25 protein-coding genes are annotated in these 25,537 nt (G+C 73.3%); 11 read left to right on the top strand and 14 right to left on the bottom strand.

What is annotated here, in order from left to right:
- Nucleotides 1-124: 124 nt before the first annotated feature.
- Both QWJ41_RS02885 and QWJ41_RS02880 read right to left on the bottom strand, forming a co-directional pair.
- Nucleotides 125-1,006: an SDR family oxidoreductase gene (locus QWJ41_RS02885; RefSeq protein WP_302705659.1), complete on the bottom strand. Its 882-nt coding sequence runs from the start codon at nt 1,004-1,006 to the stop codon at nt 125-127.
- A 42-nt stretch (nt 1,007-1,048) separates the two neighbouring features.
- Nucleotides 1,049-1,807, bottom strand: coding sequence for an SDR family oxidoreductase (locus QWJ41_RS02880; protein ID WP_302705658.1), 759 nt, complete (start codon nt 1,805-1,807; stop codon nt 1,049-1,051).
- Nucleotides 1,808-1,892: 85 nt separating this feature from the next.
- On the opposite strand from QWJ41_RS02880, the gene QWJ41_RS02875 reads away from it, so the two are divergent.
- The 4 genes from QWJ41_RS02875 to QWJ41_RS02860 are packed head-to-tail and all read left to right on the top strand — an operon-like array spanning nt 1,893 to nt 5,396.
- Nucleotides 1,893-2,657, top strand: a complete 765-nt coding sequence (locus tag QWJ41_RS02875; RefSeq protein ID WP_302705657.1) for an enoyl-CoA hydratase family protein — start codon at nt 1,893-1,895, stop codon at nt 2,655-2,657.
- Nucleotides 2,658-2,689: 32 nt separating this feature from the next.
- The gene (locus tag QWJ41_RS02870; RefSeq protein WP_302705656.1) at nt 2,690-3,559 is read left to right on the top strand and encodes a CoA transferase subunit A; all 870 of its coding nucleotides are present in this window, start codon (nt 2,690-2,692) and stop codon (nt 3,557-3,559) included.
- Entirely contained in the window at nt 3,556-4,332 is a 777-nt protein-coding gene (locus tag QWJ41_RS02865) for a CoA-transferase subunit beta (RefSeq protein ID WP_302705655.1), read from the top strand. The genes QWJ41_RS02870 and QWJ41_RS02865 overlap by 4 nt, the downstream gene beginning before the upstream one ends.
- Nucleotides 4,329-5,396 carry an NAD(P)H-dependent flavin oxidoreductase gene (locus QWJ41_RS02860; protein WP_302705654.1) on the top strand — a complete coding sequence of 356 codons (1,068 nt, stop codon included), beginning with the start codon at nt 4,329-4,331 and terminating at the stop codon, nt 5,394-5,396. Before QWJ41_RS02865 ends, QWJ41_RS02860 begins: the two co-directional genes overlap by 4 nt.
- A 60-nt stretch (nt 5,397-5,456) precedes the next feature.
- Here QWJ41_RS02860 and QWJ41_RS02855 read toward each other — a convergent pair whose 3' ends face one another.
- From QWJ41_RS02855 to QWJ41_RS02840, 4 genes are read right to left on the bottom strand one after another with little or no spacing between them, the layout of a single operon-like run.
- Nucleotides 5,457-6,620 (bottom strand): acetyl-CoA C-acetyltransferase, encoded by a 1,164-nt coding sequence (locus tag QWJ41_RS02855; RefSeq protein ID WP_302705653.1) that lies wholly within the window; start codon nt 6,618-6,620, stop codon nt 5,457-5,459.
- Nucleotide 6,621: 1 nt separating this feature from the next.
- Entirely contained in the window at nt 6,622-7,245 is a 624-nt protein-coding gene (locus tag QWJ41_RS02850; protein WP_302705652.1) for a TetR/AcrR family transcriptional regulator, read from the bottom strand.
- 12 nt (nt 7,246-7,257) lie between these two features.
- Nucleotides 7,258-8,061, bottom strand: a complete 804-nt coding sequence (locus QWJ41_RS02845) for an SDR family oxidoreductase (RefSeq protein ID WP_302705651.1) — start codon at nt 8,059-8,061, stop codon at nt 7,258-7,260.
- Nucleotides 8,058-9,269, bottom strand: coding sequence for an acyl-CoA dehydrogenase family protein (locus tag QWJ41_RS02840; RefSeq protein ID WP_302705650.1), 1,212 nt, complete (start codon nt 9,267-9,269; stop codon nt 8,058-8,060). Before QWJ41_RS02840 ends, QWJ41_RS02845 begins: the two co-directional genes overlap by 4 nt.
- 74 nt (nt 9,270-9,343) lie before the next feature.
- On the opposite strand from QWJ41_RS02840, the gene QWJ41_RS02835 reads away from it, so the two are divergent.
- Genes QWJ41_RS02835 through QWJ41_RS02820 form a run of 4 tightly spaced genes read left to right on the top strand, consistent with a single transcriptional unit; the run spans nt 9,344 to nt 14,197 of the window.
- Entirely contained in the window at nt 9,344-10,960 is a 1,617-nt protein-coding gene (locus QWJ41_RS02835) for an AMP-binding protein (RefSeq protein WP_302705649.1), read from the top strand.
- Complete coding sequence (locus QWJ41_RS02830; protein WP_302705648.1) at nt 10,960-12,114, top strand: acyl-CoA dehydrogenase family protein; 1,155 nt, start codon at nt 10,960-10,962, stop codon at nt 12,112-12,114. The genes QWJ41_RS02835 and QWJ41_RS02830 overlap by 1 nt, the downstream gene beginning before the upstream one ends.
- On the top strand, nt 12,111-13,115 hold the full coding sequence (locus tag QWJ41_RS02825; RefSeq protein ID WP_302705647.1) for an acyl-CoA dehydrogenase family protein: 1,005 nt from the start codon (nt 12,111-12,113) through the stop codon (nt 13,113-13,115). Before QWJ41_RS02830 ends, QWJ41_RS02825 begins: the two co-directional genes overlap by 4 nt.
- Nucleotides 13,115-14,197 (top strand): acyl-CoA dehydrogenase family protein, encoded by a 1,083-nt coding sequence (locus QWJ41_RS02820; RefSeq protein WP_302705646.1) that lies wholly within the window; start codon nt 13,115-13,117, stop codon nt 14,195-14,197. Before QWJ41_RS02825 ends, QWJ41_RS02820 begins: the two co-directional genes overlap by 1 nt.
- A 109-nt stretch (nt 14,198-14,306) precedes the next feature.
- On the opposite strand, the gene hutU is transcribed toward QWJ41_RS02820, so the two are convergent.
- Nucleotides 14,307-15,983, bottom strand: a complete 1,677-nt coding sequence (gene hutU, locus QWJ41_RS02815) for a urocanate hydratase (RefSeq protein ID WP_302705645.1) — start codon at nt 15,981-15,983, stop codon at nt 14,307-14,309.
- A complete protein-coding gene (gene hutH / locus QWJ41_RS02810) occupies nt 15,980-17,578 on the bottom strand; it encodes a histidine ammonia-lyase (RefSeq protein WP_302705644.1) in 1,599 nt (532 codons plus the stop codon). Before hutH ends, hutU begins: the two co-directional genes overlap by 4 nt.
- Before the next feature lie 158 nt (nt 17,579-17,736).
- On the opposite strand from hutH, the gene QWJ41_RS02805 reads away from it, so the two are divergent.
- Genes QWJ41_RS02805 through QWJ41_RS02795 form a run of 3 tightly spaced genes read left to right on the top strand, consistent with a single transcriptional unit; the run spans nt 17,737 to nt 19,629 of the window.
- The gene (locus QWJ41_RS02805) at nt 17,737-18,288 is read left to right on the top strand and encodes a DUF2243 domain-containing protein (protein WP_302705643.1); all 552 of its coding nucleotides are present in this window, start codon (nt 17,737-17,739) and stop codon (nt 18,286-18,288) included.
- Nucleotides 18,285-19,076 carry a cytochrome c oxidase assembly protein gene (locus tag QWJ41_RS02800; protein ID WP_302705642.1) on the top strand — a complete coding sequence of 264 codons (792 nt, stop codon included), beginning with the start codon at nt 18,285-18,287 and terminating at the stop codon, nt 19,074-19,076. Before QWJ41_RS02805 ends, QWJ41_RS02800 begins: the two co-directional genes overlap by 4 nt.
- 55 nt (nt 19,077-19,131) lie before the next feature.
- Nucleotides 19,132-19,629, top strand: a complete 498-nt coding sequence (locus QWJ41_RS02795) for a hypothetical protein (protein WP_302705641.1) — start codon at nt 19,132-19,134, stop codon at nt 19,627-19,629.
- Between the two features lie 91 nt (nt 19,630-19,720).
- On the opposite strand, the gene QWJ41_RS02790 is transcribed toward QWJ41_RS02795, so the two are convergent.
- Genes QWJ41_RS02790 through QWJ41_RS02765 form a run of 6 tightly spaced genes read right to left on the bottom strand, consistent with a single transcriptional unit; the run spans nt 19,721 to nt 25,421 of the window.
- Nucleotides 19,721-20,101, bottom strand: coding sequence for a monovalent cation/H(+) antiporter subunit G (locus QWJ41_RS02790; protein WP_302705640.1), 381 nt, complete (start codon nt 20,099-20,101; stop codon nt 19,721-19,723).
- Complete coding sequence (locus QWJ41_RS02785) at nt 20,098-20,358, bottom strand: MrpF/PhaF family protein (RefSeq protein ID WP_302705639.1); 261 nt, start codon at nt 20,356-20,358, stop codon at nt 20,098-20,100. Before QWJ41_RS02785 ends, QWJ41_RS02790 begins: the two co-directional genes overlap by 4 nt.
- The gene (locus tag QWJ41_RS02780; RefSeq protein WP_302705638.1) at nt 20,355-20,705 is read right to left on the bottom strand and encodes a Na+/H+ antiporter subunit E; all 351 of its coding nucleotides are present in this window, start codon (nt 20,703-20,705) and stop codon (nt 20,355-20,357) included. Before QWJ41_RS02780 ends, QWJ41_RS02785 begins: the two co-directional genes overlap by 4 nt.
- Nucleotides 20,702-22,210: a monovalent cation/H+ antiporter subunit D family protein gene (locus QWJ41_RS02775; RefSeq protein ID WP_302705637.1), complete on the bottom strand. Its 1,509-nt coding sequence runs from the start codon at nt 22,208-22,210 to the stop codon at nt 20,702-20,704. The genes QWJ41_RS02780 and QWJ41_RS02775 overlap by 4 nt, the downstream gene beginning before the upstream one ends.
- Nucleotides 22,207-22,542, bottom strand: a complete 336-nt coding sequence (locus QWJ41_RS02770; RefSeq protein ID WP_302705636.1) for a sodium:proton antiporter — start codon at nt 22,540-22,542, stop codon at nt 22,207-22,209. Before QWJ41_RS02770 ends, QWJ41_RS02775 begins: the two co-directional genes overlap by 4 nt.
- Nucleotides 22,539-25,421: a DUF4040 family protein gene (locus QWJ41_RS02765; RefSeq protein ID WP_302705635.1), complete on the bottom strand. Its 2,883-nt coding sequence runs from the start codon at nt 25,419-25,421 to the stop codon at nt 22,539-22,541. The genes QWJ41_RS02770 and QWJ41_RS02765 overlap by 4 nt, the downstream gene beginning before the upstream one ends.
- Nucleotides 25,422-25,537: the final 116 nt, after the last annotated feature.

Below are 25,537 nucleotides of genomic sequence, written 5' to 3'. Positions count from 1 at the left end.
GCGCAGGGGGTGGTGGTGGCCAGCGCCCGCACGAGCCGCTCGCCCGCCGCGGCCACGGTCGCCGCGTCGACCTGCGAGCGCGGGCGCTCGACCCGGCCCGCGGGCACGTCGTACGCGTCGCCGCTCATGCGCCGTAGACCTTCTCGGGCGCGGGCGCCTGGGCGAGCAGCGCGCGCAGCCGCTCCCCCACCTCGGCGCTCTCCCAGCGCCGGCCCAGGTCCTCGGCAGGGCCGTGGGTCCAGCCGTTCTCGACGGTGACCTTGCCGCCCTCGATCTCGATGACCCGACCGGTGACGTCGCCGGCCTCCTCGGAGGCCAGCCACGCGACCACCGGCGAGTTGTCGCCCGGCTCGGGCATCGCGGAGGTGTCGAAGGCGCCCTCGGTCATCCGGGTCCGGGCGACCGGGGCGATGGCGTTGACGGTGACGCCGTACCGGCCCATCTCGGCGGCCGCGACCAGGGTCATCCCGGCGATGCCGGCCTTGGCTGCGGAGTACGTGGTCTGACCGATCGAGCCCTGCAGGCCGGCGCCCGACGAGGTGTTGATGACCCGCGCGGCTCGCTGGCGGCCCTCCTTGGCCTCGGCCCGCCAGTAGGCCCCCGCGTGGCGCAGCGGCGCGAAGTGGCCCTTGAGGTGCACCCGCACCACCGCGTCCCACTCCTCCTCGGAGGTGTTGACCAGCATCCGGTCGCGCACGAAGCCGGCGTTGTTCACCAGGATGTCGAGGCCTCCGAAGGTGTCGATGGCCTGGCGGACCATCGCCTCGGCCTGCGCGAAGTCGGCGACGTCGGCGCCGTTGGCGACCGCCCGTCCACCGGCCGCCTCGATCTCGGCGACGACCTGGTCGGCCGGGGTGTCGCCGTCGCCCTCCCCGGACAGGGAGACGCCGAAGTCGTTGACGACGACCGCGGCGCCCTGGGCGGCGAGCTCGAGGGCGTGGGCGCGGCCGATGCCGCGGCCGGCTCCGGTCACGATGGCGACGCGTCCGTCGAGGATCTTTGTCACGGGGTGCTCCTGGGGTCTGGGGATCGGACTGTTCGGGGAGGCTCAGGCGTGCTGGACGGCGCTGAGGAAGACCGGCGGCTCGCCGCCGCCGTGGCAGGCCACGCTGGCGCCGCTGACGTAGGACGCGAGGTCGGAGCCGAGGAAGAGCGCGACCGAGGCGACCTCGTCGGGCCGGGCCATCCTGCCCAGCGGGATGGTGGCCTCGATGGCCGCCACCTGGGCGTCGCCGCCGTAGTGGTCACCGGTCAGCTCGGTGCGGCACAGCCCGACGTTGATGCTGTTGAGGCGGACCCGGGGCGCCCACTCCATCGCCAACGAGGTGGTCAGCGAGTCGAGGCCGGCCTTGGCGGCGCCGTACACGGCCGTGCCGGGCGAGGGTCGCAGCGCGCTGATGGAGGAGATGTTGACGATCGCGCCGCCGCCGTCCTGGCCCTGCATGACCCGGTTGGCGGCCTGGGCGACGACCAGCGGCCCCGAGAAGTTGAGGTCCAGCACCTTGGCGTGGAAGCGCGGCGAGGCGTCGGCGGCCAGGGCGTACGGCGCCCCGCCGGCGTTGTTGACGGCCACGTCGAGGCGGCCCTCGGTGCCCGCGACGTCCTCGACCATCGCGACGACCGCGTCGGGGTCGCGCACGTCGCAGGTCACGTGGCGGGTGCCGGGCAGCGCCTCGGCCTCGGAGCGGGCGCAGGTGACCACCCGGGCGCCGGCGGCGACGTACGCCTCGGCGATGGCGCGGCCGATGCCCTTGCTGCCGCCGGTGACCAGGACGACCCGGTCGGTCAGGTCGATGGTGACGCTCATGGGGGTCCTTCGGTCGGGGGCGGGCGGACCAAGCAAGTGTTAGGGTACCAAGCAAATGCTAGGTCGTCTGCAGGAGAGGCACTCCATGAGCATCACCTCCGAGCTCCGTGACGACGGCGTCCGCGTCGTCACCATGGAGCACCCACCGGTCAACGCACTGACGGTGCAGGGCTGGTACGACGTCGCCGCGGCCCTCGACGAGGCGAGCCGCGACATGGACACGCACGTGGTGGTGCTGCGCGCCGAGGGGCGCGGCTTCAACGCCGGCGTCGACATCAAGGAGATGCAGCACACCACCGGCTTCGACGCACTCATCGGCGCCAACAAGGGCTGCTACGCGGCCTTCAAGGCCGTCTACGAGTGCGCGGTGCCCGTCGTGGCAGCCGTGCACGGCCACTGCCTCGGTGGTGGGGTCGGCCTGGTCGGCAACGCCGACTGCATCGTGGCCAGCGAGGACGCCTACTTCGGGGTCCCCGAGGTGAACCAGGGCGCGCTCGGCGCCGCGACCCACATGGCGCGGCTGGTGCCGCAGCACATGATGCGCACCCTCTACTTCACCGCCCGCACCATCAAGGCCGCCGACCTCGTGCAGTTCGGCTCGGTCCTCGAGGTCGTGCCGCGCGACGAGCTCGACGCGGCCGCACTGCAGGTGGCCGGTGAGATCGCGGCGAAGGACACCCGGGTCATCCGGGCGGCCAAGGAGGCCCTCAACGGGATCGACCCCGTCGACGTCAACAAGAGCTACCGGTTCGAGCAGGGCTTCACGATGGAGCTCAACCTCGCCGGGGTGGCCGACGAGCTCCGCGACGGGTTCGCAGGCACCGACAAGGCAGGGAAGGGACACCAGTGACCTCCACCAGCAGAGGACCCCGCGACAAGCGCATGACCATCGACGAGGTGGTCGCCCAGCTGCGCGACGGCATGACCATCGGGATCGGCGGATGGGGGCCGCGGCGCAAGCCGATGGCCATGGTCCGCGCGATCCTGCGCTCGGACCTCACGGACCTCACGATCGTCAGCTACGGCGGCGCCGACGTCGGCCTGCTGGTGCGCGCCGGCAAGGTGCGCAAGCTGGTCTATGCGTTCGTCTCCCTCGACACCGTGCCGCTCGAGCCCAACTTCCAGCGCGCCCGCCAGGGCAAGGAGATCGCGGAGGTCGTCGAGCTCGACGAGGGCATGTTCCAGACCGGCCTGCGCGCCGCTGCGCAACGGCTGCCGTTCCTGCCGATGCGCGCCGGCCTCGGCTCCGACGTGCTGGTCAACAACCCCGACATCCGCACCGTCACCAGCCCGTACGCCGACGCCGACGGCGTGCACGAGGAACTGGTGGCCGTCCCCGCGCTGCACCTCGACGTCGCCCTGGTCCACCTGAACCGGGCCGACAGGCACGGCAACGCGACGTACCTGGGGCCCGACCCGTACTTCGACGACCTGTTCTGCATGGCCGCCGACCAGGCGTACGTGTCGGTCGAGCAGGTCATCGACACCGCCGGCCTGACCGTCGACACCCCGGTCCAGCGGCTGCTGCTGAGCCGGATGATGGTCAGCGGCGTCGTCGAGACGCCGAACGGCGCCCACTTCACCACGTGCACCCCCGACTACGAGCGGGACGAGAAATTCCAGAAGGCCTACGTCGCCGCGGCGTCCGGCTCCGACGAGGAGTGGGACGCCTTCGAGCAGCGCTTCCTCGCCGGTGACGAGGACGCCTACCAGGCCGCCGTGCAGGCCTTCGCCCAGGAGGAGGAGAAGTGAGCGCTTTTTCCCGCGCCGAGGTCTGCGCCGCAGCCATCGCCGACGCGTTCCGCGACGACGGCGAGATCTTCGCAAGCCCCATGGGCATGCTGCCGATGCTCGGGGTCCGGCTGGCCAAGCTGACCTCGAACCCCGACCTGGTCATCTCCGACTCCGAGTCTCTGTTCCTGGCCGGGGTGCCCCCGCTGTTCGCCAAGGGCGACGTGGTCGAGGGCTGGATCCCCTTCCCGAAGGTCTTCGACGTGGTCGCCCACGGCAAGCGGCACGTGATGATGGGCGCCACCCAGGTCGACCGGCACGGCAACCAGAACATCTCGGCCATCGGCGACTTCGCACAGCCGACGCGCCAGCTCCTCGGCGTGCGCGGCGCGCCGGGCAACACGGTGAACAACCGGACGTCGTACTGGGTGCCCAAGCACTCGCCGCGGGTCTTCGTCGAGCAGGTCGACATCGTCTCCGGGGTGGGGCCCAGGAACGCGAAGGCGGCAGGTGCCGGGGCGTCGAAGTACAACGACATCCACCGCATCGTCACCAACCTGGCGGTCCTCGACGTCAAGGGGGCCGGTGACACCGTGCGGCTGCTCTCGGTGCACCCGGGCGTCACCGTCGCCGAGGTGCGCGAGGCCACCGGCTTCGCGCTCGAGGTCGACGCCGACGTGCCCGAGACCCGCTCCCCCACGACCGAGGAGCTCACCTTGATCCGCGAGGTGATCGACCCCAGGACCCTGCGCGACCGCGAGGTCAAGCCGGTCTCCCCGGAGGCGACGTCGTGATCGAGCAGCAGCTGCGCACCGCGCTGACCGAGCTGGTCGGCGTACGCCACCCCGTCGTGCAGACCGGCATGGGCTGGGTCGCGGGCCCGCGGCTGGTCAGCGGCACCGCCAACGCCGGGGGTCTGGGCATCCTGGCCAGCGCGACGATGACCTACGAGGAGCTCGACCGGGCGATCGTCGAGGTCAAGGGCCGCACCGACCAGCCCTACGGCGTCAACCTGCGCGCCGACGCGGGCGACGCCGCCGACCGCTGCGACCTCCTCATCCAGCACGGCGTCAAGGTGGCCTCCTTCGCGCTGGCGCCCAAGCAGGACCTGATCAAGAAGCTCAAGGACCACGGCATCGTGGTGATGCCGTCGGTCGGGCTGCCCCGGCACGCCGAGAAGGTGGCCTCCTGGGGCGCCGACGCGGTGATGATCCAGGGCGGCGAGGGCGGCGGGCACACCGGCTCGGTGCCCACCACCCTCCTGCTGCCCAGCGTCCTCGACGCGGTCGACATCCCCGTCGTCGCGGCCGGTGGCTTCTTCGACGGACGCGGTCTCGCGGCCGCGCTGGGCTACGGCGCGGCCGGCATCGGGATGGGCACCCGCTTCCTGCTCACCGCCGACAGCGCGGTGCCGCAGGCGGTCAAGGAGCTCTACCTCTCCCACGACGTCAACGGCACCGTGGTGACCGCCAAGGTCGACGGGATGCCGCACCGGATGCTGCGCACCCCACTGGTGGAGGAGATCGAGGAGACCAGCGCCGTCAAGCGCCTGGCCCCCACGGTGCGCCGCACGCTGGAGTTCAAGCGCACCAGCGGCATGTCGTGGCTAGACCTGGCCAGGGACGGGCGCGCGATGAAGAGGACGCAGGGCCGCACGCTGGCCCAGATGACCCTGGCCGCCAACACCCCCACCATGCTCAAGGCCGGCCTCGTCGACGGCGACACGACCGCGGGCGTGCTCGCCTCCGGCCAGGTCGTCGGCGTCCTCGACGACCTGCCGACCTGCGAGGAGCTCGTCGACCGCGTCGTCACCGAGGCGGCCGCCTGCCTGCGCCGCACCGCCACCCACCTCACCTGAGACCACGACAGCGCCGACCCGGCCGGTTCGAACCGGCCGGGTCGGCGTTGCCGTCTGGGGTCAGAGGCGCTCGATGATGGTGACGTTGGCCTGGCCGCCGCCTTCGCACATGGTCTGCAGGGCGTAGCGACCGCCGGTGCGCTCGAGCTCGCCCAGCATCGTGGTCATCAGCCGGGCGCCGGTGGCGCCGATGGGGTGGCCCAGGGCGATGCCACCGCCGTTGACGTTGACCTTGTCGTGCGGGGCGCCGGTCTCCTTCATCCAGGCCAGCACCACCGAGGCGAAGGCCTCGTTGCACTCGAAGAGGTCGATGTCGTCGATCGAGAGACCCGTGCGCGCGAGCGCGTGCTCGGTGGCGCGGATCGGACCGGTGAGCATCCACACCGGATCGTCGCCGCGCACCGAGAGGTGGTGCACCCGGGCGCGGGGCGTCAGGGAGTGCTCGGCCACGGCGGCCTCGGAGGCCAGCAGCAGCGCCGCCGAGCCGTCGCAGATCTGCGAGGCCACCGCCGCGGTGATCCGTCCGCCGGGAGCCAGCGGCTCGAGGCCGGCCATCTTCTCCAGCGAGGTCTCGCGGGGGCACTGGTCGGTGTCGACGACGGTGCCGTCGGGCAGCGTCACGGGCTCGATCTCGTCCTTGAACCGGCCCTCGGCGATGGCGGTGCGCGCCCGCTCGTGGGAGGCCAGCGCGAAGCGCTCCATCTCCTCGCGGCTGATGTCCCATTTCTCCGCGATCATCTCGGCCGAGCGGAACTGGCTGACCTCCTGGTCGCCGTACCGCGCCTGCCAGCCGGGGCTCTCGGCGAAGGGGGTGGAGAAGCCGTAGTGCTGCCCGGCCAGCATCGCCGCCGAGATCGGGATCGCCGACATGTTCTGCACGCCGCCGGCGACCACCAGGTCCTGGGTGCCCGACATGACGCCCTGCGCGGCGAAGTGCACGGCCTGCTGCGAGGAGCCGCACTGGCGGTCGATGGTCACGCCCGGCACGTGGTCGGGCAGGCCCGCCACCAGCCAGGCCGTGCGGGCCACGTCGCCGGCCTGCGAGCCGATGGTGTCGCAGCAGCCGAGGACCACGTCGTCGACGGCGCCCGCGTCGATGCCCGTACGCCGCACCAGCGCGGCGAGCGAGTGCGCGGCCAGGTCGGCGGAGTGCACGCCGGCCAGGGCTCCGCCACGCTTGCCGACCGGGGTGCGGACGGCGTCGATGATGTAGGACTCGGGCATGTCAGGGCCTTTCGCGGGGGGACGGTGACTGCGGGTCGGTGGAGATCCCGTCGAGCAGGATGGTGAGGTACTGGTCGGCGATCTCGACGTGGCTGTGCCGGCCACCGGGGCGGTACCACTTGACCGCGACCCAGACCGTGTCGCGGATGAACCGGTAGGTCAGCTCGATGTCGAGGTCGTGGCGCAGCGCTCCGCTCCGCACGCCCTCGGTGAGCAGGCTGACCCACACCTCGCGCGACTGCGCGTTGCGCTCGGCGAGGTAGCCGAAGCGCTCGAAGCCACCGAGGTAGCCGGCGTCGTTCTGGAAGATCGCGACCTCGTGCGGGTGCTGGTCGATGGCCTGGAAGGACAGGCGCACGGCCCGGTCGATCTTGGTGCGCGCGTCGACGTCGCTGGCCAGCACCGCGTCGTACGCCGCGAAGAGCTCCTCCTGGAAGGTGGAGAGGATCTCGTCGACCATCGACTCCTTGGAGTCGAAGTGGTGGTAGAGGCTGCCCGAGAGGATGCCGGAGGCCTCGGCGATGTCGCGGACCGTGGTGTTCTTGAAGCCCTTCTCGGCGAAGAGGCCCGCCGCGATGCCCAGCAGCTCGGTACGACGGGTGGGCGCGGTCGGCTCGGTGCTCATGGACCCAGTCTCCTAGGCCTGCTGGCTGCTGACGGCGACGACCTCGCCGGTCATGTAGGAGGCGTAGTCGCTGGCCAGGAAGACCATCACGTTGGCGACCTCCCACGGCTCGGCGGCGCGACCGAAGGCCTCACGCTGCTTGAGCTCGTGGAGCAGCTCGTCGGAGGTGACCTTGGCCAGGAACGGGTGCATCGCCAGGCTCGGCGAGACGGCGTTGACGCGGATGCCGTGCGGGGCCAGGTCGATCGCCGAGCAGCGGGTCAGCGCCATCACCCCGGCCTTGGCGGCGGCGTAGTGGGCCTGGCCCTCCTGGGCGCGCCAGCCGATCACCGAGGCGTTGTTGACGATGACGCCCTTCGTGCCGGCGGCGGCCATCCGCTGGCCCGCGGCCCGCACGCAGCGGAAGGTGCCGGTCAGGGTGATGTCGAGGACCCGGCTCCACTGCTCGTCGGTCATCTCGAGCACCGACGCGGTGCCGCCCAGCCCGGCGTTGTTGATCATCACGTCGACGCCGCCGAGCTCGTCGGCGACGTCGAGCAGCGCGGCGACCTGGGCCTCGTCAGTGACGTCGCAGACCTGCTGGCGCACCCGGTCGGCGCCGAACTCGGCGGCCAGCGCCTCCTCGGCCTCGGCCAGCCGCCGCGCGTGGGTGTCGCTGAAGACGACGGCCCGGGCGCCCTCCTCGAGGACGCGGCGCACGACCGCGGCGCCGATGCCGGCGCCGGCCGCAGCGGTGACCACCACGACCTTGCCGGCCAGCAGGTCGTGGCCGGGCACGTAGTCGGGGACGGGCTGCTCGGGGCGTTCGGCGGTCATCGGGCTCCCTGGTTCGTGGGTCGGGGTTCGCGGGGCAGGCCGAGCACGCGCTCGGCGAGGATGGTGCGCTGCACCTCGTCGCTGCCGCCGTAGATCGTGTCGGCGCGACTGAAGAGGAAGAGCCGTTGGTGCGGGTCGAGGTCGTACGCCGCTCCGCGCGCGGTCAGCCCGTCGGCGCCGGCGACCTGCATGGCCAGCTCGCCGAGCCGGCGGTGCCAGCCGGCCCAGACGAGCTTGGCGATCGAGGCCGCGCCGCCGCCGGCGGCGGAGTCGGAGCCGGCGGTGACCGCGGAGAGCCCGCGCAGCGCGTTGACCCGCATCACCTCGAGCTCGACGGTGGCGCGGGCGATCCGGTCGCGCAGCACCGGGTCGTCGTAGGAGCCGTTGGCGCGGGCCCGCTCGACGACGGTCTCGAGCTCGCGGGCGAAGCCGACCTGCTGGCCGAGCGTCGAGACGCCGCGCTCGAAGCCGAGCAGGCCCATCGCCACGCCCCAGCCCTGGCCGGGCTCGCCGACCACCATGCTCGCGTCGGTGCGGGCACCGGTGAAGAAGACCTCGTTGAACTCCGAGCCGCCGGTGATCTGCTCGATCGGGCGCACCTCGACGCCCTCCTGGTCGAGCGGCACCATCAGGAAGGAGAGCCCCTGGTGGCGCTGCGAGCCCGGCTCGGTGCGGGCGATGACGAAGCACCACTGCGACAGGTGCGCCAGCGACGTCCAGACCTTCTGGCCGTCGACGACCCACTGGTCGCCCTCGAGGCGGGCCCTGGTCTGCACGGCCGCGAGGTCGGAGCCGGCGCCGGGCTCGGAGTAGCCCTGGCACCACAGCTCCTCGACCGCGACGATCGGCGGCAGGAAGCGCTTCTTCTGCTCCTCGGTGCCGAAGGCGATCAGGGTGGGCCCGAGCAGCTCCTCGCCGAGGTGGTTGACGCGGGCGGGGGCGTCGGCGCGGGCGTACTCCTCGTGGAAGATCACCTGCTGCATCAGGCTCAGGCCCCGCCCGCCGTGCTCCTCCGGCCAGCCCAGCGCTGTCCAGCCGTGGGCGGCGAGGTGCCGGTTCCAGGCCAGCCGCTCGTCGTGCGCCTCGTGGTCGCGACCCGGACCGCCGAGCCCCTTGAGCCCGGCGAAGTCGCCGGCGAGGTGGTCCTGCAACCAGGAGCGCACCTCGGCGCGGAAGGACTCCTCCGCGGCGGAGTAGGTCAGGTCCATGGTGTTCCTCTCGACGGTCAGGCGCTACGCTAGCCTACCAAGCACTTGTTTGGTTGACCACGAAAGGTGCACCGGTGCCCCAGCCAGAGACCCTGCCCGCAGCCCTGCGGGCGGCCGCGACAGCGCACGCCGACCTGCCTGCGGTGGTCGACGGCGACACCACGCTCTCCTTCCGCGACCTGCACGCCGCCGTGCGCGACACCGCACGCGGCTACGTCGCCCTGGGCCTCGTGCCCGGTGACACCGTGTGCCTGTGGGCACCCAACTCCTGGGAGTGGGTCGTGGCCGGGCTCGCGGTCTCGTACGCCGGCGGCGTGCTGGTGCCGGTCAACACCCGCTACAGGGGCGAGGAGGTCGCCGACGTCGTCGAGCGCTCCGGGGCCCGGCTGTGCGTGGTGGCCGACGGGTTCCTGGGCCGCAGCCAGGTCGCCGAGCTGCGCGCGGCCGCGGCCGAGCGCGGCACCAGGGGCGACGCCGGGGGCCACGCCCTGCCCGGGCTGGACCGCGTCGCCGCCGTCGTGGGCATCGGCGACACCACGGCGGACGGCACGACCGCGTTCTCGTCGCTGGGCGACCTCGGCGCGGCGGTCGAGGACATCGACGCGGTCGCCGACGCCGTGCGGCCCGACGACATCGCCGACATCCTCTTCACCTCCGGCACCACCGGGCGCTCCAAGGGCGTGCTGAGCACCCACGGGCAGACGCTGGCCGCGGCCCGGGTGTGGACGCGGACCTGCCGGGTCACCGAGCAGGACCGCTACCTGGTGATCAGCCCGTTCTTCCACTCCTACGGCTACAAGGTCGGCATCGTGGCGAGCCTGGTCAGCGGCTGCGCGCTCCACCCGATGGCGACCTTCGACGCCGAGGAGGCTCTCGCGACGATCCAGCGCGAGCGGCTCACGATCGTGCCCGGCGCCCCCACGATCTTCCACTCGCTGCTGGAGTCGCCCGCCTTCGCGACCACCGACACCTCGTCGCTGCGCCTGGCCAACATGGGCTCGGCCAGCATCCCGCCGCGCCTCATCGAGCGGATGCTCGGCGAGCTCACCTTCGAGCTGGTGATCCCCGCCTTCGGCATGACCGAGTGCGTGGTCGCCACGATGTGCCGCCCCGGCGACCCCGACGAGGTGATCGCCACCACCAACGGCCGCGCCGTCGAGGGCCTCGAGATGCGGGTGGTCGACCCGGCCACCGGCGAGGTCTGCGAGGCGGGTTCCGCCGGCGAGATCCAGCTGCGCGGGGCGATGGTGATGCAGGGCTACCTCGACGACCCGGTGGCCACCGCCGAGGCGATCGACCCCGACGGCTGGCTGCACACCGGTGACGTCGGCACCGTCGACGCCGAGGGCAACATGCGCATCACCGACCGGCTCAAGGACATGTACGTCTCCGGCGGCTTCAACGTCTACCCAGCCGAGGTCGAGGCCGCCCTGGCCCGCCTCGACGGCGTGGTCGAGTCCGCGGTCGTCGGCGTGCCCGACGAGCGGATGGGCGAGGTCGGCAAGGCGTTCGTCATCCAGCGCGAGGGCGCCGACCTGACCCAAGAGCAGGTGGTCGCGTTCCTGCGCGACCGGATCGCCAACTTCAAGGTGCCGCGCCACGTCGAGCTGGTCCCCGACCTGCCCCGCAACGCCTCCCACAAGGTGCTCAAGCCCGAGCTGCGGGCCCGCGCGACCACGAAGGACGACTGATGGACCTGACGCTGCGCCCCGACGAGCTGGCCTTCCAGGCCGAGGCGCGGGCGTGGTTGAGCGCCAACGTGCCCACCACCCCGCTGCCCTCGATGGACACCGAGGCCGGCTTCCGCGCCCACCAGGAGTGGGAGGCCCGCCTCGCCGAGGCCCGCTGGTCGGTCGTCTCGTGGCCCGAGGAGCTCGGTGGCCGAGGCGCCTCGCTGGTCGAGTGGGTGGTCTTCGAGGAGGAGTACTACCGCGCCGGCGCGCCCGGCCGGGTCTCCCAGAACGGGATCTTCCTGCTCGCCCCGATCATCTTCGACCACGGCACCCCCGAGCAGCAGCAGCGCTTCCTGCCCTCGATGGCCAGCGGCGAGAAGATCTGGGCGCAGGCGTGGTCCGAGCCCGAGGCCGGCTCCGACCTGGCGTCGCTGACCTCGACCGCGCGCCGCGACGAGGCCCGGGGCGGGTGGGTCCTCAACGGCCAGAAGACCTGGTCCTCGCGCGCGGCGTACGCCGACTGGGGCTTCGGGCTCTTCCGCTCCGACCCGCAGGCGCAGCGGCACTCGGGACTGACCTACTTCCTCTTCCCGCTCGACGCCGAGGGCGTCACGGTGCGACCGATCGCCCAGCTCGACGGCGAGCCCGGCTTCGCCGAGATCTTCCTCTCCGACGTCTTCGTCCCCGACGCCGACGTGCTGGGCGCGCCCGGGGACGGCTGGCGGGTCGCGATGAGCACCGCCGGCAACGAGCGCGGCCTCTCGCTGCGCTCCCCCGGCCGCTTCTGCGCCGCCGCCGACCGGCTCGTCGACCTGTGGCGCGAGCACGGTGACGCGGTGCCCTCGGCCGGTCACGGCGTGGTCGACGCCTGGGTCCGGGCCCAGGCCTACCGGCTCTACACCTGGGGCACCGTCACCCGCCTCGCCGGCGGCGGCGAGATGGGCGCCGCCGGGTCGGTGAACAAGGTCTTCTGGTCCGAGCTCGACATCGCGCTGCACGAGACGGCGCTCGACCTGCTCGGCCCCGGATCCGAGGTCGGCTCCCGGTGGCTGGACGGCTACCTCTTCTCGCTGTCCGGACCGATCTACGCCGGCACCAACGAGATCCAGCGCAACATCGTCGCCGAGCGCATCCTCGGCCTGCCGCGCGAGCCGAAGGGAGCAGGTCGATGAGGTTCGTCCCCACCTCCGAGCAGGAGGACTTCACCGCGTCCCTGGGCCGACTGCTGGCCGGCGCCGACAGCGTCGGCGCCGCCCGCTCCTGGGCCCAGGGCGACCACGCCGCCGGGCTGGACCTGTGGCGCCGCCTGGCCGAGCAGGGCGTGCACGCGCTGCTGGTCCCCGAGGAGCACGGCGGCATGGGCGCGACCCCCGTCGAGCTGGTGCTGGCCCTCGAGCTGGTCGGCCGGCACGCCGTCCCCGGCCCCTGGGTCGAGTCGGTCGCCTACCTGCCCGTGGCACTGGGCTCCGGCCCCGTCGTCGAGGCGCTCGCCGAGGGTGGCCTCGGCACCGTCGCCCTCGCCCCCCACGTCCCCTACGCCCTCGACGCCGACCTCGCCGAGCACCGGTACGTCGTGGTCGACGGCGCGCTGCACGGCGCGGAGGTCGGCGAGCAGCACACCTCGGTCGACGGGACCCGCCGACTCTTCTCGGTCACGCCCACCGGCACCGGGCAGGACACCGGGCAGGACACCGGGCTGGGCACCGGCGACCTGGACCGGGCCTTCGACACCGCCGTGCTCGCATGCGCCGCGCAGCTGCTCGGCGCCGGCGAGCGGCTGCTCGACGACGCCGTGGCCTACGTCAAGCAGCGTCGTCAGTTCGGCCGGGAGATCGGGTCATACCAGGCGATCAAGCACCAGCTGGCCGACGTGCGGATCGCGCTCGACTTCGCCCGCCCGCTCGTCCACGGGGCGGCCCTGGCCGACCCGGCGACCTTCGGCCGCGACGCCTCAGCGGCCAAGCTCGCCGCCGCCGACGCGGCGTACCTCGCCGCGCGGGTGGCGCTGCAGGTGCACGGCGCCGTCGGCTACACCCTCGAGCTCGACCTGAGCCTGTGGATCACCAAGGTCCGTGCACTGGTCGCCGCGTGGGGCACCACGGCCTACCACCGCGACCGGGTGCTGGCCGCCCTGGTGGCCGAGCGCGAGCAGCGCACGGAGGTGGCGGGCTGATGGAGCTGGCGCTGAGCGAGGAGCAGGTCGAGCTGGCCTCGACCCTGCGCGCGCTGCTGGCCAAGCGGGCCGACAGCGCGGCCGTGCGCGCCGCCGCCGACTCCGACGAGGGCTTCGACCGGGCGCTGTGGGAGCTGCTGTGCGAGCAGGTCGGGGTCGCCGCACTGGCGGTGCCCGAGGAGCACGACGGCGCGGGCTTCTCGGCGTTCGAGACGTGCGTGGTGCTCGAGGAGCTGGGCCGCTCGCTGGCGCCGTCGCCGCTGCTGGCCACGCTGGTGGTCTCCGAGACGCTGCTGGCCGGCGGGTCCGCCGACGCCTGCGCCCGGCTGCTGCCGCGCGTGGCCGCGGGCGAGGTCGCCACCCTGGCGTGGGCCGGTCTGACCGGGCCCGGCCGCCCCGAGCCGGTGCGCGCCGACGGATCCCGGCTCAGCGGCACGGTCGGGCCGGTGCTGCTCGGCGACGTCGCCGAGGTGCTCCTGGTCGCGGCCCGCACCGCCGACGGGCCGGACTCGGTCGGGCTCTTCGAGGTCGACCCCGCCGCGCCCGGCCTGACCCGCACCCGCACGCCCGCCATGGACACCACCCTGCGCCTGGCCACCCTCGAGCTCGACGGCGTCGAGGCCACGCCGGTGGCCGCCGACGCCGGCGCCGCGCTCGCCCGGGCCCACCTGGTCGGCACCGCCGCCGTCGCGGCGCTGCAGGTCGGCGGCGCCCAGCGCGGGCTCGACATGACGGTGGCCTACGCCAAGGAACGCGTGCAGTTCGGGCGCCCGATCGGCTCCTTCCAGGCGCTCAAGCACCGGATGGCCGACATGCTGGTGCTCGTCGAGACCGCCCGGTCGATCGCCTGGGCGGCGGCGTACGCCGTCTCCGTCGGCAGCGACGACGCCGCACGGCTGGCGGCGAGCGCGGGCTCGTGGTGCTCCGACGCGCTGGAGCAGGTGGCGGCCGAGACCGTGCAGATGCACGGTGGCATCGCGATCACCTGGGAGCACGACGCGCAGCTGGTCTTCAAGCGCGCCCACGCCCTGGGCCAGCTCTTCGGCCAGGCCCACGAGCACCGGCGCGCCATCCTGGCCTGAGACACAGAGGGTCGAGTGACCCTCCAGGCACCTCCTGGCCCCCCGCTGGCGAGCCTGGGGGGTCACTCGATCGGCTTCCCCGGGTACCCGGGGAAACCGCACGGCCGGCTCAGCCCCGCATCGGGACAGCCACCCCCCGCTCATCGGCCACCTCGGCGGCGCGCTCGTAGCCGGCGTCGACGTGGCGGATCACGCCCATGGCGGGGTCGTTGGTCAGCACCCGCTCGATCTTCTGGGCGGCCAGGTCGGTGCCGTCGGCCACGCAGACCTGCCCGGCGTGGATGGAGCGGCCCATCCCGACGCCGCCGCCGTGGTGGATGGAGACCCAGGTGGCGCCGGAGGCGGTGTTGACGAGCGCGTTGAGCAGCGCCCAGTCGGCGATCGCGTCGGAGCCGTCGAGCATCGCCTCGGTCTCGCGGTAGGGCGAGGCGACCGAGCCGCAGTCGAGGTGGTCGCGCCCGATGACGACCGGAGCCTTCAGCTCGCCCGAGGCGACCATCTCGTTGAACTTCAGCCCGGCGCGGTGCCGCTCGCCGTAGCCCAGCCAGCAGATCCGCGCCGGCAGGCCCTGGAAGGAGACCCGCTCGCCGGCCATCGTGATCCACTTGTGCAGCCGCTCGTACTCCGGCTTCTCGTGGGCCGGGAAGAGCTCGAGGATGGCGCGGTCGGTGGCGGCGATGTCGGCGGGGTCGCCCGACAGCGCGGCCCAGCGGAACGGGCCCTTGCCCTCGCAGAAGAGCGGGCGGATGTAGGCGGGCACGAAGCCGGGGAACTCGAAGGCCCGGTCGTAGCCGCCCTTGCGGGCCTCGTCGCGGATCGAGTTGCCGTAGTCGAAGACCTCGGCGCCGGCGTCCTGGAAGCCGACCATCGCCCGCACGTGCGCAGCCATCGAGGCCTGCGCGGCCTTCGTGAAGCCGGCCGGGTCGGTGGTGCGCTCACGCTCCCAGTCCTCGAAGGCCACCCCGGCCGGCAGGTAGTAGAGCGGGTCGTGCGCGGAGGTCTGGTCGGTGACGACGTCGATCGGGGCGCCCCGCTCGAGCAGCTCGGGCAGCACCTCCGCGGCGTTGCCGAGCACCCCGATCGAGAGCGGGCGGCGCTCGTCGCGCGCGGCGACCGCGAGCTCGAGGGCGTGGTCGAGGGACTCGGCGCGCACGTCGAGGTAGCGGTGCTCGATGCGCCGCTCGATGCGGGCCGGGTCGCACTCGACGCAGATCGCGACCCCGTCGTTCATCGTGACCGCGAGCGGCTGCGCGCCGCCCATCCCGCCGAGCCCGGCGGTGAGGGTGATGGTGCCGGCCAGGGTCCCCGAGAACCGCTTGTCGGCGACGGCGGCGAAGGTCTCGAAGGTGCCCTGCAGGATGCCCTGGGTGCCGATGTAGATCCACGAGCCGGCGGTCATCTGCCCGTACATGGTCAGCCCGAGGTCCTCCAGGCGGCGGAACTCCTCCCAGTTCGCCCAGTCGCCGACCAGGTTGGAGTTGGCGATCAGCACGCGCGGCGCCCACTCGTGGGTGCGCATCACGCCGACGGGCTTGCCCGACTGCACCAGCAGGGTCTCGTCGTCGCCGAGGTCGCGCAGGCTGCGCACGAGGGCGTCGTACGCCGCCCAGCTGCGCGCCGCCTTGCCGGTGCCGCCGTAGACGACGAGGTCCTCGGGCCGCTCGGCGTTGGCCGGGTCGAGGTTGTTCATCAGCATCCGCAGCGGCGCCTCGGTCTGCCAGGAACGGGCCGAGAGCTCGGTGCCGGTGGCGGCGTGGATCGGCAGGCGGGGGTTGGTGGCGCTCATGCGAGGGCTCCGATCTGGTGCTCGACGGCGGACAGGACGGCTCCGGAGGCGACCAGGCCGACGGTGGTCTCGATCTCCGGGGACAGGTGGCGGTCGGGGCCGGGGCCCTCGACCCCTGCCTCGCGCAGCAGCGCCACGACGGCGGCGGTGGCCGGGGCGGGGGCCAGCGGGGCGCGCAGGTCGAGGGCGCGGGCGGCGGTGAGGACCTCGATGGCCACTACCCGGGTGAGCCCGTCGACGGCGCGGCGCAGCTTGCGCGCCGCCGACCAGCCCATCGAGACGTGGTCCTCCTGCATGGCGCTGCTGGGGATGGAGTCGACGGAGGCCGGCGCGGCCAGCCGCTTCATCTCCGAGACGATGGCCGCCTGGGTGTACTGCGCGATCATCAGCCCGGAGTCGACGCCGGGGTCGTGGGCCAGGAACGGCGGCAGCCCGTGGTTGCGGGCCTTGTCGAGGAAGCGGTCGGTGCGTCGCTCGCTGATGGAGGCGACGTCGGCGGCGACGATGGCCAGGAAGTCGAGGGCGTAGGCGACCGGCGCCCCGTGGAAGTTGCCGTTGGACTCCACCCGACCGCCCTGCCCGTCCTGCCCGTCGTCGGCGGCCAGCACCACGGGGTTGTCGACGGCGCTGGCCAGCTCGCGCGAGGCGACCAGGTCGCAGTGCTCGAGGGTGTCGCGGGCCGCGCCGTGCACCTGCGGCGAGCAGCGCAGCGAGTAGGCGTCCTGCACGCGGTGGCACTCCGGCCCGCGGTGCGAGGCGACGACCGCCGAGCCCTCCAGCAGTCGCACCAGGTTGGCGGCCGAGGCGGCCTGCCCGGGGTGCGGGCGCAGCGCCTGCAGGTCGGCGGCGAAGACCCGGTCGGTGCCGAGCTGGCCCTCGACCGACATCGCCGCGGCCACGTCGGCGGTGCGCAGCAGCACCCGCAGGTCGGCGATGGCCATCAGCAGCATCGCCAGCATCCCGTCGGTGCCGTTGATCAGCGCCAGCCCCTCCTTGGCGGCCAGCTCGACCGGCCGCAGGCCCACGGCGGCCAGCGCGTCGGCGGCCGGCACCAGCGCACCGGCGGCGTCGCGCACCGTCCCCTCCCCCATCAGCGCCAGGGCGCAGTGCGAGAGCGGCGCCAGGTCGCCGGAGCAGCCGAGCGAGCCGTGCTCGTGCACGACCGGGGTGATCCGGTGGGTGAGCAGGTCGGCGAGCAGCTGGGCCGTCTCGAGCCGGATGCCGGTGTGGCCGGTGGCCAGCGTCGAGAGGCGCAGCAGCATCAGCCCGCGGGTCACCTCGGTCTCGACCTCGGGCCCGGAGCCGGCGGCGTGCGAGCGCACCAGCGAGCGCTGCAGCTGGGCGCGCAGCTCGGTGGGGATGTGCCGGGTGGCCAGCGCCCCGAAGCCGGTCGAGATGCCGTACGCCGGCGTGGGGGCCGCGGCGAGCTCCTCGACGACCGCGCGGCCACGCTCGATCGCGGCGACGGCGTCGTCGCCGAGCCGGACCCCGCCACCGTGGCGGGCCACCGCCAGCAGCTGCTCGGGGGTGACCGGGCCGACCCCGAGGACGCTGGTGGCCGGCGGGGTGCGCTCGTGGCTCTGGTGCTGGTGCATGCCTCCATGCTCCGACCGGCACCCGCCGCTCGCCAGAGCCACGACCGGCCCGTCGTCTCGGATCTGAGACTGGCTGGGACTGACCGTCCGGGTGGTTGCCGTTTCGGGTCCCGGCCCCGGGGGTACCTGTGCGCGCACCCGACCCGAGAGGAGACCCCATGTCCTCCAGCACCTCCCCCACCCCCGCCGTCGGCCGGGCAGGCGGGCAGGACCGGGCCGGGGCGCCCAGCCTCACCGCTCCCGGGCTGCTCCTCGGCGCCGGCCTCGGCGGCTTCGTCGACGGCATCCTGATCCACCAGGTCCTGCAGTGGCACCACATGCTGACCTCGACCGACACCGACAACATCGGGGTGCCCTACTACCCCGACACCACCGTCCACGGCCTCGAGATCAACACGCTGTGGGACGGCTTCTTCCACACTGCCACCTGGCTGCTCGTCCTGGGCGGGCTGGCCCTGCTGTACTCCAGGATCCAGCACTCGCGCGGGCGGGTGTGGACCTCGCGGGCCCTGTGGGGCTGGGTGCTGGCCGGGTGGGGCCTCTTCAACCTCGTCGAGGGCGTCGTCGACCACCACCTGCTCGGCATCCACCACGTGCGCAGCGGGCCGCACCAGACCTGGTGGGACCTGGGCTTCCTGGCGCTCGGCGCCCTGCTGCTCGTCGGCGGCTGGCTGCTGCAGCGGGGCGCCCGGGTCCACGACGACCCGTGATCGACCTGGTCGCGCAGCTGCTGGGCTGGGCGCCGCTGCTGCTGGCCGGCCTGGCGGGCACGGCCTACGCCTGGGGCGCGGCCCTCGAGCGGGAGCGGCGCGGCTGGCCGGCACGGCGTACGGCGTCGTTCCTCGCCGGCACCACCCTGGTCGTCCTGGCCCTGTCGCCGGACGTCGACGCCTGGGCCGACCGCGACTTCGCCGGCCACGCCGCCCAGCACCTCCTGCTGGCGATGCTGGCCCCGCTGCTCCTCGTGCTCGGGGCGCCCACGACGCTGCTGCTGCGCCGGCTGCCGCACCGCGCCGCGCGACGCCTGGGCCCGCTGCTGCACGGACCGGTCGGGCGGGTGCTGGCACACCCCGTGCCCGCGCTGGTGCTCAGCAGCGGCGGGCTGGTGGTGCTCTACCTGACCCCGCTCTACGAGCTGAGCACCCGCCACGACCTGGTGCACGCCCTGGTGCACGTGCACCTGCTCGCGGCCGGGCTGCTGTTCACCTGGGCGATCGCCGGGCCGGACCCCGCGGCGGGGCGGGCCTCGGTGCGGGCCCGGCTGGTCGCGCTCGGCGTCGCGGTGGCCGTGCACGCCACGCTCTCGCAGCTGCTGCACGCCGGCGTGCTGGTGCGGGTCGACGAGCCGGCGCAGGAGATGCGGGCGGCCGGCTCGTTGATGTACTTCGGTGGCGACCTCATCGAGCTGCTGCTGGCCCTCGCGCTCCTGGCCACGTGGCGCCCGGCCCCTCGACGGGCGGACACCCAGGTTCCTCACAGGCCGGCCGGAGCCGGGTGACAGGTCGGGTCCGCACGCTGGTCCCGACCCACCCACAGCACCGAGGAGGAGCGACATGCGTCGCACAGCAACGTTCACCGCCGGGGTCGTCCTGGCCGCCACCGCCGGCACCGGGCTCGCCGCCTGGGCCGTGCCGGCCCTGGCCCAGGACACCGAGAGCCAGGGCTCCCAGGTCGCAGGACAGGGAGCCGACGACGACAACGACACCGAGGACGCCGAGGACCGGCGTGCCGAGATGCAGGCCGCCCTGGCCGACGCCCTGGCCGCCGAGCTCGGCCTCGACGCCGACGAGGTCGCGGCCGCACTGGAGAAGGTGCAGACCGACCTGCGCGCCGAGATGCAGACCGAGCACCTCGAGCGCCTGGAGGAGCGCCTCGCCGAGGCCGTCGAGGCGGGCGAGCTGACCCAGGAGGAGGCCGACGAGGTGCTCGGGCGCGCCGAGTCCGGCGAGCTGCGGGGCCCCGGCCGACGCGGCGGCCACGGCGGGCACGGCGGCCCCGGTGGCCCCGGTGGCCCCGGTGGCTGGGCGGAGGACAGCGCCACCAGCCTCTGACCGGCGCCCGGCTCGCCGCGCCACAGCACCACGAAGCCCGCCCCGGCACTGCCGGGGCGGGCTTGCTGCACGGGCGGGCGGAGCGGAGGCGCTAGTCCTCGTGCTCGTGTCCTTCGAGCTCCTCGAACGGCTCGAGGGCGTTGCCCACGGTGCGGGGGTCGAGCTCGGTCTGGCTGCGGTACGCCGCCCGCCCCAGCATGTTGCTCGCCACCGACGACACGACCAGTGCGGCGCCGACCGCCAGGGCCGCCTTGACGCCGTCGAGGACGGTGAGGTCGCCGGCGGACAGGTCGTGCACCGCCGCGCCGATGATGACCAGCGGCAGGCCGGCGCCGGTGGCGGGGCTGAGGTTGTTGACCCGGCTGATGGCGTCGCGCGAGCGCAGCATGCCCAGGGCCGTGACGAGGAAGAACAGCGCGCCGAGCAGCATCAGCAGTCCCGCCACCACCGCCCCGACGTCCCCGGCGCTCATCGCTCGCCCCGGGTGAGCATCCGGGCGAACGCCGCCGTGGCGAGGATCCCGCACAGCGCCGCGAGCAGGGCCACGTCGTACAGGACCGGGATCGAGCCGAGCACGCCGACCAGGACGAACACCGCCGTCGCGCAGAAGAAGAGCAGGTCGCCCGCGACCGCGCGGCTCGCGTCGTCGGGACCCCGCAGGATCTGCACCGTGCCGAGGGCCGAGGCGATGACGACCACGACGATGGCGGCCACGACGAGCACGCTCATCGCGCGCCCCGTCCGCGGGTGGCGGCCAGCACGTGGGCGCGCATCCCGACGAGGTCGGCGTGCACGGCCTCCTCGTCCTCGCCGAAGAGCGCCTGCACGAACGCCGCGGGCGGCTGATCGCCGTCCGCCGGGGACACGCCGAGCACGAGCGTCCCGGGGGTGATGGTGATCGAGCTGGTCAGCAAGGTGACCTCCAGGTCGGTGAGGTCGTCGAGCGCGAGCTTGACGATCCTGGGTCGCTGGGTGGAGCCGGGGGTGCCCACGTCGGCGGCCAGGCGCAGCACGGAGACGGTCAGCTGCCAGACCAGCCAGGGGGCGTAGAGGAGGACCAGGCGCAGGAGGGTCATGGCGCGGTCACCGCCTCGACGTACGCCGTCACGTCGAGCAGGCCCTCGGCCGCCTGCAGGCACAGCTCCCACAACGGCCCCGGCACCACGAAGATCGCGAGCGAGACCAGCAGCAGCGCGCCGGCCGGGGCCAGGCTCCGCTTCTGCATCCGGGTCTCGGCGTCGACGGGGGGCAGGTCGGTGTGGCCCTTGCCCCGGGACGGGGACTCCTCCAGCGGCGGGCCCCAGAAGACGTCGCCCCACAGCTTCGTCATCGACAGCAGGGTGCCGATGCTGGCCACGACCAGGACGCCGAGCACCAGCCAGATCCAGGCACCCTCGAGGTCGGCGGCGGCGCGGGCGATGCCGACCTTGCCGAAGAACCCGGACGAGGGCGGGAAGCCGACCAGCGACATCATCGCGAGCGCCACGACCACCGCGAGCAGCGGCTCGCGGCGCATCAGCCCGGAGAGCCCGAGGAACTGGTGGGTCAGGTAGGCACGCTCGATGGCTCCCGAGCTGAGCAGCAGCGAGCCCATCACCAGGATGTGGTGGACCATGTAGAACAGCCCGGCGGCGAGCCCGAGCTGGGTCCCGACCCCCAGCCCGATGAGGATGTAGCCGACGCCGGCGATCATCTGCCAGGCCAGGCTGCGTCGCACCATCCGCTCGCCGAGGGAACCGTAGGCACCGACGAGCATGGTGACGCCGAAGACCACCAGGAGCGGCACCATCCACGAGGTGGCACCGTCGAGGACGGTCTGGTGGATCCGGAAGATCGCGTAGATCGCGACCTTGGTGTGCAGGGCGGAGAAGAGCGCCATCACGGTGGCCGAGGTGGCCGGGTAGGCACGGGGCAGCCAGCCGTGCAGGGGAACGACGCCGGCCTTGACCGCCAGCGCGAGGAGGACCACCCCCACCGCCAGCTGGAACCGCGGGTCGTCGGCGTCCACGCCCGAGAGGACCGCCATGTTCACCGAGCCGGCGACGCCGTACACCAGGCCGACGCCGATCAGCAGGATCGTCGACGTGACCAGGTTGACCACCACGAAGAGCCGCCCGATGCCGAGGCGCCGCCACGTCCCGGTCATCGCGATCAGCGCGTACGACGGGAGCAGCATCACCTCGATGAAGACGAACAGGTTGAACACGTCGCCGGTCAGCAGCGCACCGTTGACCCCGGCGGACAGCATCATCACCAGGGTCGGGAAGAAGCGGAGCCGGGCCTCCCCCGTGACGAGCGCGAACCCGATGCACGCGGTGGTCGTGAAGCCGGTGACGGTGATCATCACGGCGGTGAAGGTGTCGGAGACCAGGGGGATGGCGATCCCGGGGACGAACCCGCCGACGTTGTGGGCCAGCACGGGGGTCTGCGCGTGCTCGACGAGCAGGGCGGCGCCACCGGCGGTGGTCACCACCGGGGCGAGCACGAGCAGGGCCCGCGCGACTGCCCCGGGGACGAGCGCACCCAGGGCGGCGCCGAGCAGCGGCACGACGACGAGCAGCGGGAGGAGGGAGCCGGTCATGCGTGGTGGTCCTCTCCGGTGTCGGGCACGTGCCGGGTGTCGTCGTCGTGGCCGATGCGGGCGAGCGCGAGCATGAAGACGGTGACGGCGAGGGTGATCACGATGGCGGTGAGCACGAAGGCCATCGGCAGCGGGTCGCCGGCCTCGGCCGGGTCCCCCACCCCGGTCAGGGGCTCGCCGCGCCAGGCGGAGACACCGGAGGCGAGCAGCACCAGGTTGGCCCCGTGCGAGAGCAGGGTGATCCCGAAGACGATGCGGACCAGGCCCGGCTGGCAGAGCAGGTAGACGCCACCGGCGACCAGGACCCCGATGGTGATCGGCAGGACGGTCACCCGATCTCCTCCTTGGTCTCCGTGGTGGCCGGCGATGAGGCGGCACCCTCCAGGATGCCGGGACCACCGGTCGTGTGCTCGGTGGCGGAACCGTCCGGTGGCGTGGCGCCGAGCCGGTCGAAGGCCACCATCACCAGGCCGAGCACCGCGGCGTAGACCCCGATGTCGAAGACCAGGGAGGTGCTGAGCTTGGTGCCGGCGACCGTGCCGTAGAGCGGCTGCAGGAACGAGGAGTCGGCGTAGCCCAGCAGTCCGCTGGCCAGGGCGGTCAGCACGCCACCGCCGATCAGTGCGAGGTGCAGCCGCGCGGGGCCGACGGCCCGGTCCTCGGGACGCGCCAGGTAGACCTGGGCCACGACCACGGAGGCGACGAGGGCCGCGATGAAGCCACCGCCGGGGGCGTTGTGGCCGCGCCAGAAGATGACGGCCGACAGCACGAGCAGGACGGGTCCGACCACCCGGAGCAGCAGCTGCAGCGCGCGCAGGTTGCTCTGCGCGTCGAGCAGCGCGGCTCGGGCCTGCGGGTCCCGCAGGGCTGCGACGGGTCGCAGCGGGATCCGCTCGGCCCGGTCGGTCCAGCCGGGCGGGTCGAGAGCCGCCCGGGGGATGGTGGTCAGGACGGCGACGATGGCGACGCCGGCCAGGCCCAGCACGGCGAGCTCGCCCAGGGTGTCCAGGGCCCGGAACTCGACGAGGATGACGTTGACCAGGTTGTCGCCGCCGGTCACCTCGGTGCCCTCGGAGAGGTAGTACTCGGCCGGCCCGGAGCGCTCCCGGCGACCGGTCAGCAGCCAGGTGCCCAGGCCCGCGGCGACGCCGAGGCCGCCGGCCAGGACGAGAGCACCGCCGCGACGGCGGATGTTCGAGCGCCCGAAGCGGCGCGGGAGCTGGCGCAGCACCAGCATGATCACCACCACGGTCAGCACCTCGACCATCAGCTGGGTCAGGCCCACGTCGGGCGCGCCCAGCGCGAACAGCTGGACGGTGACGGCGATCCCCACGCCCCCGAGGGCGACGGTGGCGGCGACCCGGGAGTCGGCCAGGCACGTCGCGACGACACCGAGCGCGATGAGGACGAGCAGCCCGACGTCGATGGGCCGCCACAGGTCGGGCTGGGTCGCGGGCACGTCGCCGACGCCGAGGACCGCGAGGCTGCCGACCCCGAGGACGAGGGTCAGCACGACGAGCGGCGGGACCACGTGGCGACGCGGGTGGTCGGCGGCGACCGTCCAGGCGATCCTGCGGCCCACGTGGCCTGCGGCAGCGAAGATGCGCTCGAGCGCGTCGGCGCCGGTGCCGGGCAGCAGGTCGACCTCGAGCCTGCGGTAGAGCGCCCGGCGCCGCGTCATCAGCGCGGCGCCGACCGCGATCACGGCGGCGCTGACGAAGAGCTCGGGAGCCAGTCCGTGCCACAGCTTCAGCTCGTACGCCGACTCCGCGCCCATCGCCTGGACGGCGCGCTCGACCGGGACGTCGAGGACCCACACGGCGAGCCCGAGCGGCAGCCCGGCCCAGATCGGGGCCGCGGCGGGCAGGAACAGCCCGGCGCTGGGACCGTGGCAGGTCTTGGCCCGCTCCCCGTCGACGAATCCCCCCAGCACGATCTTGGCGCTGTAGGCGACGGTCAGGACCGACCCGAGCCCGGCGGCAGCCAGCGCGAGGACCCCCACCCAGGCGGGGCCGGGGGCCTCCAGCATCGAGCCGAGGATCGTCTCCTTGCTCACGAAGCCGAGCATCGGCGGGATCCCGGCCATGCTCGCGGTGCCGAGGACGACGGTCGCGAAGCTCCACGGCATCACCCGTCGCAGCTCGGGCAGACGTCGGATGTCGCGGGTGCCGGCGGCGTGATCGATGACGCCGACCATCATGAAGAGCCCGGACTTGAACAACGCGTGGGCGATCGTGTGGATCACGGCGGCGGTCAGCGCCTTCTCGGTGCCGACACCGATGGCCGCGGTGATCAGCCCCAGCTGGCTCACCGTCGAGTAGGCCATCAGCCGCTTGAGGTCGTGCTGCTGGAAGGCGAAGAGCGCCGCCATCGCGGCGGTGAAGAGGCCCACGCTGATCAGCAGCGCGTTCCAGACCGGCACCTCGGAGAACGCCTCGGAGAAGCGCAGCATCAGGTAGATGCCCGCCTTGACCACCGCGGCCGCGTGCAGGTAGGCGCTCACCGGGGTGGCGGCGGCCATCGCGTCGGGCAGCCAGGGGTGGAAGGGGAACTGCGCGGCCTTGGTGAAGCCGGCCACGGCGACCAGGACCGCGACCACCGCGGTGAACCCGGGACGCTCGGTCCACACGTCGGAGGCCAGCGCCTGCGAGAGCGACGTCGTACCGGTGGCCACCACCATCAGCACGACGGCCAGCAGCAGGGTGAGCCCACCGAAGAAGGTCATGAACAGCGTGCGAGCCGACGCCGACTCGGCCCCCGAACCGGACCGGGCGATCAGCAGGAAGGAGGCCAGGGAGGTGATCTCCCAGCACGCGAACAGCAGGACGAGGTCGTCGGCCAGGACGAGCCCGACCATGCCGAGGGCGAAGACGGTCATCCACAGGTAGAAGCCGAGCTGGCGTCCCTCCCCGAGGTACTCCACGGAGTAGACGAGGACCGCTGCGCCGATGAGCAGGGCGATCATCACGAAGACCAGGCCGAGCCCGTCCATGCGCAGCGCCAGCTCGACGTCGAGGGCGGGCAGCCAGGCGGCCGTCCAGGTGACCTCGCCACCGTCGAGGACCTCGCGCGCGGACGGGACCATCGCGGCCGCGAGGGCGAGGAAGGCCAGGGCCAGCGGCCATCCCGCTCGGCGTTGCAGCGCCCCGGTCAGCGGGACCGCGAGGACGGGAACCGCCGCAAGAGCGACCAGCAGCCACACCAGTGTCATCGCGGACCCTTCCTCGGCCGGGCTGAGCATCTCCGCACGAGTCGAGCCAGCCCGGCACTGAGCAGGGGCGATGCCCGTGGGACGGCCGAGCCTAGCAATCGCCGGTGAGGCGTGGC

The organism is Nocardioides cremeus, assembly GCF_030518195.1.
GTDB classification, from domain to species: Bacteria; Actinomycetota; Actinomycetes; order Propionibacteriales; family Nocardioidaceae; genus Nocardioides; species Nocardioides cremeus.
Note: the sequence above shows the minus strand (reverse complement) of the source record. Positions and strands in the feature narration are given on the sequence as shown.